Annotated in this window: 17 protein-coding genes; 2 read left to right on the top strand and 15 right to left on the bottom strand. The window is 62.3% G+C overall.

The features are described 5' to 3' along the window. Positions 1 to 5 precede the first annotated feature (5 nt). Both lspA and ispH read left to right on the top strand, forming a co-directional pair. Positions 6 to 512, top strand: a complete 507-nt coding sequence (gene lspA / locus ACK4FZ_RS08735) for a signal peptidase II (protein WP_409820023.1) — start codon at positions 6 to 8, stop codon at positions 510 to 512. 80 nt (positions 513 to 592) lie between these two features. Then, positions 593 to 1,537 (top strand): 4-hydroxy-3-methylbut-2-enyl diphosphate reductase, encoded by a 945-nt coding sequence (gene ispH, locus ACK4FZ_RS08730; RefSeq protein ID WP_409819910.1) that lies wholly within the window; start codon positions 593 to 595, stop codon positions 1,535 to 1,537. 443 nt (positions 1,538 to 1,980) lie between these two features. Here ispH and ACK4FZ_RS08725 read toward each other — a convergent pair whose 3' ends face one another. The 15 genes from ACK4FZ_RS08725 to ACK4FZ_RS08655 form a co-directional block, all read right to left on the bottom strand. Continuing rightward, entirely contained in the window at positions 1,981 to 2,883 is a 903-nt protein-coding gene (locus ACK4FZ_RS08725; RefSeq protein WP_409819908.1) for a DMT family transporter, read from the bottom strand. Continuing rightward, complete coding sequence (locus ACK4FZ_RS08720; RefSeq protein ID WP_409819906.1) at positions 2,880 to 4,361, bottom strand: NAD(P)H-hydrate dehydratase; 1,482 nt, start codon at positions 4,359 to 4,361, stop codon at positions 2,880 to 2,882. Before ACK4FZ_RS08720 ends, ACK4FZ_RS08725 begins: the two co-directional genes overlap by 4 nt. Further along, positions 4,358 to 4,975 carry a flavin prenyltransferase UbiX gene (locus ACK4FZ_RS08715; protein WP_409819904.1) on the bottom strand — a complete coding sequence of 206 codons (618 nt, stop codon included), beginning with the start codon at positions 4,973 to 4,975 and terminating at the stop codon, positions 4,358 to 4,360. Before ACK4FZ_RS08715 ends, ACK4FZ_RS08720 begins: the two co-directional genes overlap by 4 nt. After that, positions 4,942 to 5,490: a Gx transporter family protein gene (locus tag ACK4FZ_RS08710; protein ID WP_409819902.1), complete on the bottom strand. Its 549-nt coding sequence runs from the start codon at positions 5,488 to 5,490 to the stop codon at positions 4,942 to 4,944. Before ACK4FZ_RS08710 ends, ACK4FZ_RS08715 begins: the two co-directional genes overlap by 34 nt. Continuing rightward, a complete protein-coding gene (locus tag ACK4FZ_RS08705; RefSeq protein ID WP_409819900.1) occupies positions 5,471 to 5,842 on the bottom strand; it encodes a NusG domain II-containing protein in 372 nt (123 codons plus the stop codon). Before ACK4FZ_RS08705 ends, ACK4FZ_RS08710 begins: the two co-directional genes overlap by 20 nt. Next, positions 5,842 to 6,693 (bottom strand): RNase adapter RapZ, encoded by an 852-nt coding sequence (gene rapZ, locus ACK4FZ_RS08700; RefSeq protein ID WP_409819897.1) that lies wholly within the window; start codon positions 6,691 to 6,693, stop codon positions 5,842 to 5,844. The genes ACK4FZ_RS08705 and rapZ overlap by 1 nt, the downstream gene beginning before the upstream one ends. Further along, positions 6,674 to 7,630 (bottom strand): HPr(Ser) kinase/phosphatase, encoded by a 957-nt coding sequence (gene hprK / locus ACK4FZ_RS08695; protein WP_144372540.1) that lies wholly within the window; start codon positions 7,628 to 7,630, stop codon positions 6,674 to 6,676. Before hprK ends, rapZ begins: the two co-directional genes overlap by 20 nt. After that, on the bottom strand, positions 7,623 to 8,081 hold the full coding sequence (ptsN, locus tag ACK4FZ_RS08690; protein WP_409819893.1) for a PTS IIA-like nitrogen regulatory protein PtsN: 459 nt from the start codon (positions 8,079 to 8,081) through the stop codon (positions 7,623 to 7,625). Before ptsN ends, hprK begins: the two co-directional genes overlap by 8 nt. 202 nt (positions 8,082 to 8,283) lie before the next feature. Beyond that, positions 8,284 to 8,604 (bottom strand): ribosome hibernation-promoting factor, HPF/YfiA family, encoded by a 321-nt coding sequence (gene hpf / locus ACK4FZ_RS08685; RefSeq protein ID WP_409819890.1) that lies wholly within the window; start codon positions 8,602 to 8,604, stop codon positions 8,284 to 8,286. Positions 8,605 to 8,664: 60 nt separating this feature from the next. Then, positions 8,665 to 10,065, bottom strand: a complete 1,401-nt coding sequence (locus ACK4FZ_RS08680) for an RNA polymerase factor sigma-54 (protein WP_409819887.1) — start codon at positions 10,063 to 10,065, stop codon at positions 8,665 to 8,667. A 5-nt stretch (positions 10,066 to 10,070) separates the two neighbouring features. Then, entirely contained in the window at positions 10,071 to 10,799 is a 729-nt protein-coding gene (gene lptB, locus ACK4FZ_RS08675) for an LPS export ABC transporter ATP-binding protein (RefSeq protein ID WP_409819885.1), read from the bottom strand. Then, entirely contained in the window at positions 10,796 to 11,302 is a 507-nt protein-coding gene (gene lptA / locus ACK4FZ_RS08670; RefSeq protein ID WP_409819883.1) for a lipopolysaccharide transport periplasmic protein LptA, read from the bottom strand. The genes lptB and lptA overlap by 4 nt, the downstream gene beginning before the upstream one ends. After that, positions 11,292 to 11,855, bottom strand: a complete 564-nt coding sequence (gene lptC, locus ACK4FZ_RS08665) for an LPS export ABC transporter periplasmic protein LptC (RefSeq protein ID WP_409819881.1) — start codon at positions 11,853 to 11,855, stop codon at positions 11,292 to 11,294. The genes lptA and lptC overlap by 11 nt, the downstream gene beginning before the upstream one ends. Continuing rightward, entirely contained in the window at positions 11,852 to 12,376 is a 525-nt protein-coding gene (gene kdsC / locus ACK4FZ_RS08660; protein WP_409819879.1) for a 3-deoxy-manno-octulosonate-8-phosphatase KdsC, read from the bottom strand. Before kdsC ends, lptC begins: the two co-directional genes overlap by 4 nt. 8 nt (positions 12,377 to 12,384) lie before the next feature. Then, the gene (locus ACK4FZ_RS08655) at positions 12,385 to 13,359 is read right to left on the bottom strand and encodes a KpsF/GutQ family sugar-phosphate isomerase (protein WP_409820020.1); all 975 of its coding nucleotides are present in this window, start codon (positions 13,357 to 13,359) and stop codon (positions 12,385 to 12,387) included. Positions 13,360 to 13,385: the final 26 nt, after the last annotated feature.

Genomic DNA, 13,385 nt, shown 5'->3' with positions numbered 1-13,385 from the left:
GCAAGATGGCCGGGGAGGCTACCCCGGCCGCTGAACAGCAAGGCAGCGTGGCCAAGTGGTTCGTGCTAGCGGTAGCCATCATCGTGCTGGACCAGCTTACCAAGGTGTACTTCAATGGCAGCTACCAGTACGGCGAGCAGCGCGAGGTGATACCTGCGGTATTGAACTTCACCTTGTTGTACAACCCTGGGGCAGCGTTCAGTTTTCTGGCGGACGCGGGCGGCTGGCAGAAGTACTTCTTTACCGGTCTTGCCTTCGCGGTGTCGGGTTGGCTGGGCTGGCACATCGTGCAGCGCAAGTTCAGCACGCTGATGAACTGGGCTGCTGCCTTCATCATGGGCGGCGCACTGGGCAATGTGATCGACCGGCTGATCCACGGCCATGTCATCGATTTCATCCAGGTACATTGGTACAACAGCTGGTACTACCCGGCGTTCAATATTGCCGACAGCTTCATTTGCGTCGGCGCTGCGCTGATGGTGCTGGACAGCTTCCGCCAGCCACGCAGTTAAAACAGGCAGGTTGGCCGCACGCGGCCAACCCAGGTACACAGGCCGCCAGCGTGCGGCCTCATTCATGCAAAGGATTTCCGATGACGAAGACCATCATGCTGGCCAACCCGCGCGGTTTCTGCGCCGGGGTGGACCGTGCCATCGCCATCGTCGAGCGCGCGCTGGAGAAATACGGCGCGCCGATCTACGTGCGTCACGAGGTGGTGCATAACCGTTTTGTAGTGGATAACCTGCGCGAAAAAGGCGCCATCTTCATTGAAGAGCTGAAAGACGTGCCGGCAGGTAGCACCTTGATCTATTCCGCCCACGGTGTGCCGCTGTCGGTACGACGCGAGGCCGAAGCGCTGGGTCTGACCGTATACGACGCCACCTGTCCGCTGGTGACCAAGGTGCATGTCGAGGTGAAACGCATGCACCAGGCCGGCATGGAGATCCTGATGATCGGCCACAAGGGTCATCCCGAAGTGGAAGGCACCATGGGCCAGGTCGGCGACCGCATGTACCTGGTAGAGTCGGTGGCCGACGTAGCCACGCTGCAAGTACAGAACCCGGCAATGCTGGCGTACGTTAGCCAGACCACATTGTCGGTGGACGAAACTCGTGACATCATCGCAGCGCTGAAGGCCCGCTTTCCGGCCATCCACAGCCCGAAGAAAGACGATATCTGCTACGCCACGCAAAACCGCCAGGACGCGGTAAAAGTGCTGGCCGACGAGTGCGACATTGTGGTGGTGGTGGGCTCGCCGAACAGCTCCAACTCCAACCGCCTGCGTGAAGTGGCTGCGCTAAAAGGCGTGGACGCCTATATGGTAGACAACGCCAGCCAGCTGCAAGTGGCTTGGTTTGACGGCAAGCAACGTGTTGGCGTGACAGCCGGCGCCAGTGCGCCGGAAGTGCTGGTACAGGCGGTGATCGAGCAGATCCAGGCTTTTGGTGCGGAGAGCGTTAACGAGCTGGATGGCGTGGAAGAAAACATCATCTTTGCCTTGCCGCCAGGCCTGCGCGAGATCAAGCCGCAGGCGTGATCGTGGCTGACCGACGCAAAAAAGCCAGGCCGGGAGCCTAATGCCTGTCAGTTAGGCGAATGTGCTTGGTTTTCACGTAGCAGGACGTAAGTGAAGCGCCCCATCCCGTTGGCGCGAGCCGGTCAAAATGGTTCGCCCCAGGTTTTAAGACGCCGATTTGTTTGAGCTCCGAGCCGTTAGCGAGGAGCGAGTTCGGCGGCGCCTGGGGCGTGCCGTTTTGACCGGGGTTTCGAGCAGCCCCGGGTTGCGGGGGAATGAAAAGGGGGCGGCAATCCGCCCCCTTTCCCGTCTGCCGGGCGGAACCGGCATCTAATCGTCGTCCGCATAGCGGACACACTAGCGTACTTCAACGCAACAAATCCCTAACCAAAAAAACGCCAGTCAGCGCTAACTGACTGGCATTAGGCCGAGTGCCTGGCTTTTTTTCATGCTGCTGGCGCGTGCTAATGCGCTTGTGCCGGTCGCAGGAACGGCAGCGGCAGCTTTTGCAGCACCAGCCCGCCCAGGATCAGGCCCAGGCCGGCGAGGGTGCTGGGCAGGATGGGCTCGCCCAGCAGCGTGCTGATCAGCATCAGCGACAGGATCGGCGACAGGAAGATCAGGTTGGCAATGCGTGCCGTGCTGCTGGTGAGCTTCATCGCGGCCAACCACAGCACGAAGGTAAAGCCCATTTCCAGCGCACCGACGTAGGCGGCGCCAGCGATGCCCTGCCACGCTACCGGGCGCAACTCGCCTGTTAACGCGCACCACAGCACGATCATCGGCAGCGACAGCAGGAAGTTCAGCGTCAGCCCCAGCACCGGCTCGCGCTCGTCTTTGGCGTTGAACAGCCAGTAGCCGGCCCACAGCAGCGTAGACAGCAAGGCAAAGCCGACGCCGGCCAGATTACTGAACTCCAGCGCCAGCGGCGCGCCGCGGGTGGCGATGGTCAGCACGCCGCTGTAGCACACCAGGGCAGCCAGGCTGTCCTGCAGCTTCAGCTTCTGTTTCAGTACCGGTACCGCCAGCAGCGTCATGGTCAGCGCCCAGGTGTAGTTGATGGCCTGCGCTTCTTGTGCCGGCAGCAGCGCGTAGGCCTGGAACAGGATCAGGTAATAGGCAAACGGGTTGACCGCGCCCAGGATGGCGCTGCGGCGCCAGTGCTGGCGCAGCGCCGGGAACAGCTCGTCCAGGCGGCGCTGCCAGCCCAGGATGGCCAGCAGCGACAGCAGGGAAAAGGCGCTGGCATACAGTACCAGCTGCGCCGGGCTCAGATGGGCCAGGCTGAGTTTGAAGGCACTGGCCACGGTGGACCAGGCCAGCACGGCGGATAAGCCGCAGGCGTAGGCTTTGTGTTGCGAAGTCAAAATGCAGGGGCTCCGGCCTGTTTCAGGCGCAGGTTCAGTTCTTGGGTCATCAGTTGCAGGGTGGTGCTGGCGCTCAGGCCGATCGGGCCGCCCTGCGCCTGTTCGTAGTGCTCGCCGGCGCTGGCGTGCAGCTCGGCGGCCAGATGGGCGGCGTCCAGCAGCGACAGGCCTTGTGCCAGCAAGGCGGCAATGGCGCCGCCCAGCAAGTCGCCTTGGCCGGCTACCGCCAGCGCCGGGCTGCCGCGTGTCAGCAGGCGGTAAGGCTGGCTGGCGTTGCCGATCAGCGTACCGCTGCCTTTGAGCAGCACATTGCCGGCATAGCGCAGGCACAGCTGCTGCCATGCGGCCAACCTGTCTTGCTGGATGGTGTCGGTATCGCTGTCCAGCAAGCGGGCGGCTTCGGTGGGGTGCGGCGTCAGCAGCGTAGGGTAGCGGCGCTGGCGCAGCTTTTCCTGCAGCAACTGGTCGGCAGCCAGCAGGTTGAGCGCGTCGGCGTCCAGGATCAGCGTGTTGTCGTGCAGGATCAGTTTGGCCATCAGCGCGTGGGCATCGTCGCTCAGGCCCAGGCCCGGGCCCAGCAGTAACACATGGCTGGCCGGGATGTGCAGGCTGTCTTGCCAGCTGCGCAGCATCAGCTCCGGCGCTTGCGGGTCCAGTGGCAGCGGGGATTGGGCATGCACAAAGACTTTGCCGGCGCCCAGCGCCAGCGCGGCACGGCCGGCCAGGATGGCGGCACCGCCCATGCCGTTGGCGCTGCCGACAATGCTGACGGTGCCGTAGCTGCCCTTGTGGCTGGCGTGACGGCGCAGCAGCGGGCGCACCGACGGCACGGTCAGGCGACCCGCGGGTGGCGGATACAGGCCCGGCGGGCAATCCAGGCTATCGATCAGCACTTTGCCGCTGTAGTCGCGGCCCTGGCCGGTAAACAGGCCGGGTTTGGCACCCAGCAGCGTCAGTGTCAGGTCGGCACGTACGGCGGCGCCCTGCGGCTGGCCGGTGTAGGCATCCAGCCCGCTGGGCACGTCGATGGCCAGCCGACGGCACGGCAGGTCGTCCAGCTGGCGGATCAGCCGTAGCCAGGCACCTTGCAGCGGGCGCGACAAGCCAACGCCGAACAGACCGTCCAGCAGCCAGTCGGGCCGGGCATCGCTCAGGGTTGGCCGCACGCTGCTGCCGCGCGCTTGCCACGCGGCTAGCGCAGCCTGGGTTGCCGGGCTGGTCGGCGCTTGCGGCAGCAGCACGTCAACCACGTAGCCGGCTTGCTGTAGCAGGCTGGCCGCCAGCAGGGCATCGCCGCCGTTGTTACCCGGCCCGGCGGCTACCAGTAGCGTGCTGCCGGGCGGGATGTGCTGGCGGCAGCAGTCGGCAATGGCCGCGGCGGCGCGCGGCATCAGCGCCAGGCCGGCGTGTTCGGCTGCCAGCTCCAGCTGGCGCAGGCCGCGTAGATCGAGCAAGTCGCTCAGGGCAGGGTGGTTCATGCGCGTTGTTCTCCCCAGCGTGGCAGCAGGCTGTGCGCCACGCCGACTTGGTCCAGGATGCGTGCCACGACAAAGTCCACCATGTCCTGCACGCTTTGCGGGTGGGTATAGAAGCCGGGGCTGGGTGGCAGGATGCAAACGCCCAACCGGGCCAGCTTCAGCATGTTTTCCAGGTGGATGGCCGATAGCGGTGCCTCGCGGGGCACCAGCACCAGCTTGCGCTGCTCCTTGATGCTGACGTCGGCGGCGCGCTCGATCAGGTTGTCGCTGCTGCCGGCGGCGATGGCGGCCAACGTGCCCATCGAGCACGGGCACACCACCATGGCGTCGGCCGGGTTGGAGCCGGAAGCCGGCGGCGCAAACCATTCTTCGCGGCCGTATACGCGCAGCAGGCCGTCGGCAGGGTGATATTGCTCGCTCAACCATTGCTCGAAGGCCGCAGGGCGGGACGGTAGCGTGAGGTTCATCTCCTGCTGCGCCACCACCTGAGCCGCTTGCGAGTACAGCACCCAGACGCGGACGCCAGCGGCGAGCAGGCATTCGATCAGGCGCAGGCCGTAGGGCAGGCCAGAGGCGCCGGTCAGGGCAACGGTGACGGTGTGGGGTGTGGGCATGAGGCAAGCCTTTGCAACAGGTTGAGGGTAAGCAAACCGGTGGCGACGCCGCCCAGCAGGCTGGACAGCATCAGTGGCGGTAGCAGCAGCCACACGCCATCGTGCGGCATCAGCCACAGCCTGGCTAGCAGCAATTGTCCCGCAAGATGGCCCATAGCGGCCAGCAGGCTATGGCTGAGTACGCCGAAAAAGCGCACCGGCAGGCGGCTGGCCAGGGCCAGACTCAGCAGACTGGCTAATCCGCCGCTAAGGCTGAGCCAGAAGCCGGGGCTGAACAGGCTACCCAGCAGCAGGCCGCTACCGATAATGCGCAGCAAACTGACCCAGCAGGCGGCACGCCAGCCCAGCTGCTGCAGCGCGATCAGCGTGACCAGATTGGCCAGGCCGGGTTTGACACCAGGTAGTGGTGACGGAATGGCGCTTTCCAGCAGGGCAATGACGATGCCCAGCGCGGCCAACCTGGCCAGCGTATGGTCTTGTGCACTGACACGGAGGCTAGAAGGCCAGCGAGTCATGGCCGCTGTCTCCTTCCAGCGTGATGGCGGTACGGTTGGGCAGGCACAGCGCGGTGCTGCCGGGGCGCTGCAGCCAGCCTTGCTGTACGCAGTACTGGCGTGGGCTGGGGTCGGCCGCAATACGGGCGCGGCCCGCGCGGATCTCGACAATGGTTTGCCCCAGCGGGCCTTGCAGCGTGACAGTACGTTCCAGCCGCAACGGCCAGCGCAGCACCTGCTGGCCGTTCTGGAACAGCAGCACGTGGCTGGCGATGCCGGGGCGTAGCCATAAAAAGTAAAAGCTGCCGAAGCAGCTTGCGGCCAACGCGCCGAGTAGCAACAGGTCGCCGATCCGTATGCTCGCCAGGCGCATCAATGGTCGCCCTGGCGACCGCCCAGTTGGCGGTGACGGATCAGCACCTGTTCGTCGGGGAAGCTGGCCGCCAGGCGTTCGGTCAGGTAGACCGAGCGGTGCTGGCCACCGGTGCAGCCGATGGCGATGGTGACGTAGCTGCGGTTGTCCTGCTTGAAGCGCGGCAGCCAGGTGGCCAGAAAGGTCCGGATATCGTCTTCCATTTGCTGTACTTCCGGTTCGCCGGCAAAGAAATCGCAAATGGCCTGATCGCGCCCGGTGAGCGGGCGCAGCGCTTCTTCGTAGTACGGGTTGGGCAGGCAACGCACGTCGAATACGAAGTCCGCGTCCAGCGGAATGCCGTGCTTGAAGCCGAACGACTCGAACACCACGGTCATGCGGCTACCGTCGGCACCGGCCAGCAGCTTGACGTAACCGCGCAGCGCATTGGCCGACAGATGGCTGGTGTCGATGCGGTGGCCCAGCTCGCCGACGTGCTCCAGCATCTCGCGCTCCAGCCGGATGCATTCTTCTACCGTCAGGCTGCCGTTGGATAGCGGGTGACGGCGACGGGTCTCGGAGAAGCGCTTGACCAGCACTTCGCTGCTGGCTTCCAGGTAGAGCAGGCGCACGTCAACGTCCAGTGCGCGCAGCGCCTTGATGGCGTCGGGCAGTGCGGCCAACGTGGAGGCGGAACGGGTGTCGACGCTGATGGCAATCTGGCTATGGCCGTGCTCGTGGTACAGCGCGATGGCGTCGGCCAGCATGGTGGGCGGCAGGTTGTCGACACAGTAGTAGCCGCTGTCTTCCAGCACCCGTAGCGCGACGGATTTGCCGGAGCCGGACAAGCCACTAATCAGAATCAGCTGCATGTTCCTGGTCCCGTAACAGGTTGGTGTGACGATCAATGAACTCGCGCGTGCTGTCGATGCCGCGTAGTTGCAAGATGTAGTTGCGTACTGCTGCTTCCACCAGCACGGCCAGGTTGCGGCCAGCGGCTACCGGCAGGATAACCTTGCGCACGGTGACACCCAAGATGTCTTGTGTCTCGGACTGGATGTTCAGTCGGTCTAGCGCCTGCATGGCTTGGTCGTTCGCTTTGATCAGGTGAATGATCAGCTTCAGTACCTTTTTCGGCCGTACGGCGGTTTCGCCAAAGATGGTGCGGATGTTCAGGATGCCCAGGCCACGTACTTCCAGGAAGTCGCGCAGCAGTGGCGGGCAGCGGCCCTCCAGCGTTTCCGGGCCGATGCGGTACAGCTCCACCGCGTCATCGGCGACCAGACCGTGGCCACGCGAGATCAGCTCCAGCGCCAGCTCGCTTTTACCCATCGCCGAATCGCCCATGATCAGCACGCCGATTTCCAGCACGTCGAGGAACACACCGTGCATCACCGTGGACACCGCCAGCGCGCGCGCCAGATAGATGCGCAGCACGTCCATCAGGTACGGGCTTTCCAGTGGCGTGCTCATCAGCGGCACATTGTGGGTCTGGCAGTAATCTTGCAGCAGGCGCGGCACCGGTTGGCCGTTGGCCACGATGACCACAGCCATGTTTTTGTGGAACAGCTGGTCCAGTGCGGTGCGGGCGGCAGCTTGTTCCAGTTTGTTCAGGTATTCGGATTCGGCCAGGCCCAGTACCTGCACCCGGTTGGGGTGGATGAAGTTCAGGTGGCCGACCAGTGCCTGTGTCGGGCGCTGTTCCTCGTTGGAAATGAGGTTGTCCGACCCGGCACGGCTGGCAACCCAGCTCAGGCTGAGCTTGTGTTTGTTGTCCTGGTACAGCCGGCGCACGCTGATATTAGGCATGGGCGGGGTTTCCGGTCAGCAGGGCGTACAAGGTGTCGGTATCGCATACTGCCATCTTGTCGCGCAGGCTGCGGCTGGAAAACAGCTGGGCCAGCTCGGACAGCACCTGCAAGTGCAAGTCGGTCGCTTGTTCCGGTACCAGCAGCACGAACAGCAGGTTTACCGGTTTGCCGTCCGGTGCGTCGAACGGGATAGGGCTGGCCAGGCGGATGAACACGCCGGTGGCTTCTTTCAGACCCTTGACCCGCCCGTGCGGGATGGCCACGCCTTGCCCCAGGCCGGTGGAGCCCAGCTTCTCGCGGGCAAACAGGCTGTCAAAGATCTCGCTGCGCGCGATACCGTGACTGTTTTCCACCAACAAACCTACCTGTTCGAACAGGCGCTTCTTGCTGGATACATCCACATCGGCCAGCACGTTCTGCTGGGGAAGAATCTTGCCGATCAAGCTCATGATTTGCATTTGCCAGAAAAAACCGTCCGCCATTCTACGCCGAGTCTGCTGTTTGCAATAGGGCAGCAGGGTGTGCGGTACAGTCGTTGTGGGGGATGTCACGTGTTATGGCTTCAGACCCATCGCCGGCAATAGAATTCCTGCCCGCGTGCACCAATGCAAAACGGGAGCCACTGGCTCCCGTTAAAGTTACTGCATCACCTTACAGTTCGGCACTGATCTGCTGTGCACTGACGCGATGCTCGGTTTGTTTCTCCTTGAACTTCAGAACCTGGCGGTCCAGTTTGTCCATCAGTGTATCGATGGCGGCATACATGTCAGCTTCTTCCGATTCGACATGGATGTCTTTACCTGCCAGATGCACATTGACCTCCGCTTTTTGTACCAGTTTATCTACCGATAGCGTCACCGTAATGCCAATCACATTGTCGACGTGGCGGGTGATGCGTTCGAGTTTGCTCTCGATGTATTCACGGATGGATGGGGTAACTTCGAGGTGCAGACCGGTAATTTTGAGGTTCATACCCTGACTCCTTCTGTTAGCGGTGCGGTCGGGCTGGCCGCACCGGTGTTTTTGGCACTGCTATAGGGCCTTGCGAAGGCTAACTGGCGGAATCTGCATAGCTTCACGATACTTGGCGACAGTGCGTCTGGCAACCTGTATGCCCTGTGCCGTGAGCTTGTCGGCGATGGCGCTGTCCGACAGCGGCTTCTTGCTGTCTTCGGCATCGATGATCTGGCGGATCAGCGCCTTGATGGCGGTGGCAGAGCACTCTCCGCCACTGTCCGTTTCCAGTGCGTTGCCGAAGAAGTATTTCAGCTCGAACAGCCCGCGGCTGCACAGCAGGTACTTCTGCGTCGTCACCCTGGAAATGGTGGATTCATGCAATCCCAGCTCGTCTGCGATATCGCGCAGGATCAGCGGGCGCATGGCCACTTCACCGTGTTCAAAGAACGCTTGCTGCCTTTCGACTATAGATTCCGACACTTTCAGGATAGTGTCAAACCGTTGCTGGATGTTTTTTACCAGCCATCTGGCCTCCTGCAACTGCCCTGAAAGGTTGTGACTGCTATCCTTTTGCTGCAGCATGTTTGCATACAGCTGATTTACCTGAAGTTTTGGCACCGATGCCCGGTTTAGCTGGGCAACCCAGCGTCCGCCGCGCCGTACCACATGGATGTCTGGCGCCACATAATGTGTCTCGCCCTGGTCAAAACCGCTGGTTGGCCGCGGGCGCAAAGTGGCAATCAGGGCGTGGGCAGCACGCAGTTCAGCTTCGCCCAGGCCCAGCAGTTTTTTCAGGCGGGCATAATCTCGGTTGCCCAGCAGCGTCAGATGTTCGGCCACCAGCGTACGCGCCAGCGGCAGCGACGGCGTGCTGGCGGGCAGTGCTGTCAGCTGCAACAACAGGAACTCGCCCAGATGGCGGCTGCCGATGCCGGCGGGCTCGAACTGCATCATCAGCTTGCGCAGCGTTTCCAGCTCTTCTACCTCGACATCCAGCTCCAACGGCAGTTCCGCAGCGATGTCTTCCAGCGTTGTAACCAGGTAGCCGTCTTCATCCAGCTCGTCGATCAGCAGCGCCATCAGCGCGCTGTCGCGCCGGCCCAGCTGGGTTTCGCCCATTTGCGCGGTGAGGTGTTCGCGCAGGGTGGGGCGGCACGGCGCGTTCAGTATCGGGTCGAACTCGTCGTCACCGTCATGGCTGCCACCGCCACTGCCGCTGCCCCAGTCGGACAGCTCCATGCTGTCCTGGCTACGGTCTTCTGCAGTGTCATTGCTGCTTTCCGCTACCGGTGCTTCTGCGTCGCCATTGGGGCTGTCGCTGCCGTCGCTGCGTTCCAGTAGCGGGTTGTCCAGCAGATAGCGTTCCAGTTCGCTGGCTAGCTCCAGCGTGGACATCTGCAGCAGCTTGATCGATTGCTGCAGTTGCGGGGTGAGCGTGAGTTGCTGGCTGACTTTGAGCTGGAGGGTTTGCTTCATTTCGCTTACAGGTGGAAATGCTCGCCCAGGTAAACCTGGCGAACCTGTTCGTTGTTGACCAGTTCGTCCGGCAAGCCGGAGGCCAGTACGCGGCCTTCGGAGATGATGTAGGCACGGTCGCAGATGCGCAGTGTTTCGCGCACGTTGTGGTCGGTAATCAGCACGCCGATGCCGCGCTCTTTCAGGAAGGAAATGATTTTCTGGATGTCGATTACGGCTATCGGGTCCACGCCGGCAAATGGTTCGTCCAGCAGGATGAAGCGCGGCTTGGTGGCCAATACGCGGGCGATTTCCACGCGGCGACGTTCGCCACCGGACAGCGCCATGGCGTTAGTTTCGCGCAAGTGGCCGATATTGAGGTCGTCCAGCAGCAGCTGCAGTTCTTTGTCCAGTGCTTCGCCGGACAGGCCGGCGACTTCCAGTACCGCCTGGATGTTTTCTTCTACCGTCATCTTGCGAAAGATCGACGCTTCCTGCGGCAGGTAGCCCAGGCCCAAGCGGGCGCGTTTGTGGATGGGCAAATGGGTAATGGTGTTGCCATCCAGCAGGATCTCGCCGGCTTCGGCAGCGATGAGGCCAACCACCATGTAAAAACTGGTGGTTTTGCCGGCGCCGTTGGGGCCCAGCAGGCCAATAACCTCGCCGCTGGCGATGTCCATCGATACGTCACGCACCACGGTACGTTTCTTGAACGTCTTCTTCAGGTGCTGGATGCTTAGCCGGCTATGAGTCATGGCTTCTCCTGCGGCTGCAGAATAATGGTGACCCTGCCCTTGGGCGCCGTGCTGGTCGCGCCCTGGCCTTTGACCTGGTACACCTCGGTCACGGTGTTGTAGCTGATCAGCTCGCCAGCCACCATGTCTTTGCCGCGGGTGACTACCGCTTTCCCGGTGAGGATGACAGTGTTGCTGGCAGAGTCGTAATCGACACGTGCGGCACGGCCATCAACGTACTCGGTCTGGCCGTCCAGCTTCTGGCGGAAGTGCACCGGGTTGCCGGTGGCAACCAGTTTCTGGCGGCCACTGGCATCACGGGTGGTGACAGTTTTGTCGGCACGCAAGCTCAGCGTACCCTGGGTAATCACCACATTGCCTTCAAAGACATTGACGCCCTGTTTCTGGTCCAGCGCAGCACTGTCGGCATTGACTTCGATCGGCTTGCTGCTGTCTGCCTTTTCGGCTAGCGCAGCGGGGGCGGTTGCACTCAGCAGCAGCGCGAGCAGCAATCTATGGTGCATAGGTAATCCTTACGCTGGACAGCAGTTTGAGTTGTCCAGCCGGGTGATTGTAGTAAAAACCGTTGGAGCGGATGCGTGACAGGCCATCGTCTATAGCGACCGGCGCCTGGTTGCGCATAATGCCGGTCTGAGTGTTCAGCTGCAGGGTGGCGGTTTGCAGGTAGACGGCGCGCTGGTCGGCCCGCGCCTGGCGTACCAGATTGACGTTGCCGTCGAACTGGCCTTCGCCATTACGGCGGTTGTACACGCCACGCTCGGCGCGCAGCTGGTAGTCCAGCTGGCCATCACGAAACTGCTTCACGTCCATCTGTTGCAGGTATACCTGTTCTTGCTCCGGCAGCTTCCACATCTTGCCGGTAGCCAGTTGTTGTTGCAGGCGGCCTTGTTCATCAAAGCGGGTGGCGGTCAGCCGTTCGATGGTGTATTCGGGTTCGTTAGGGTTCAGCTGTCGTTGTGCCGGTGCACGCCACTCGGTCAGTACGTTTAGCCAGAACGCCAGCAGCCCCATGCCCAGCATCAGGCCGATGGGAAAGAGTCGGGCAACACGGTTCATGCCAGATAGCTCGCCATCACGCGATCATAATTATCTTGTGCCTGCATGATCAGTTCGCACAGCTCGCGCACTGCACCGCGACCGCCGCGGTTGCCGGTGACGAAATGGGCATGCTGGCGTACGAAGCTTGGGGCGTCCGGCACGGCTACCGCCAGACCAACGCGGCTCATTACCGGCAGGTCGATGACGTCGTCACCGATGTAGGCGCAGTCTTCGGCGGCAATGCCGGTTTTGGCCAGCAGCTCGGCAAACGCCGTGCGCTTGTCGTGCACACCTTCGTAGTAGTGGTCGATGCCCAGGCCGCGGGCGCGGTGCGCCACGCTGGGGGCGGCGCGGCCGGTGATGATGGCCAGCTGAACGCCCGTGGATTGCAGCATCTTCAGGCCATGACCATCCAGCGTATTGAAGGCTTTGAATTCCTCACCACTGGCTGTGATGTAAATGCGGCCATCTGTCAGTACACCGTCCACGTCCAGGATCAACAGGCGGGTACGCTTGGCCAGTTCGCTGATTTTCTGCATGACTATCCTTACACCACGCCTGCCTTCAGCAGGTCGTGCATATTGAGGGCCCCGATCAGGCGGCCGTGTTCATCCACCACCAGCAAGCCGTTGATCTTGCGTAGTTCCATTTCCTTGGCAGCTTCAGTGGCCAGCAGGTTGGCCGCAATGGTGCGCGGCTGCGGGTGCATGACGTCATCGATGGTCAGGCCGGCCAAGTCCAGCGTACGGTCTAGCGTACGGCGCAGGTCGCCATCGGTAAAGATGCCGGCCAGGTTGCCGTCTGCCGCCAGAACGGCGGTCATGCCCAGGCCTTTGCGCGTCATTTCCAGCAGGGCGTCTTTCAGCGAGGTACCCAGTGTTACTACCGGCAGGGCATCACCGCTGTGCATCAGGTCGCTGATGTGTACCAGCAGACGTCGGCCCAGGCTGCCGCCGGGGTGCGATAGCGCAAAGTCTTCTGGTTTGAACTGACGGGCTTCCAGCAGGGTGACCGCCAGTGCGTCGCCCAAGGCCAGTGCCGCCGTGGTGCTGGTTGTGGGGGCCAGGCCCAGGATGCAGGCTTCTTTTTCCACCGCTGCGTCCAGGTGCACATCTGCCTGCCGTGCCAGTGTGGACTGCGGACGACCGGTCATGGCGATGATCGGAATGCCTTTGCGTTTCAACGCCGGCAGCAGGGCAATGATTTCGTCGCTTTCGCCAGAGTTGGATAGCGCCAGGATCAGGTCGTGAGTAGTCACCATGCCCAAGTCGCCGTGTGCGGCCTCGGCAGGGTGCATGAAAAACGAAGGCGTGCCGGTACTGGCTAGCGTGGCGGCAATCTTGTTACCGATATGGCCAGACTTGCCGATGCCGGTAACTACCACGCGGCCGTGGCAGGCGAGAATCAGATCGACCGCCGCCAAGAAGCTGTATTCCAGCCGGGCTGCCATGCTGCGCAGGGCGTCAGCTTCGATGTGCAGGACTTCACGCGCCAGCGCCAGTCGCTGTTGTTTGTGCTCAATATCCATAGACTTGCAGTATATCAGCT

The organism is Vogesella sp., from assembly GCF_046297735.1.
Taxonomy (GTDB): Bacteria; Pseudomonadota; Gammaproteobacteria; order Burkholderiales; family Chromobacteriaceae; genus Vogesella; species Vogesella urethralis.
This window is presented reverse-complemented; position numbering and strand designations above follow the sequence as displayed.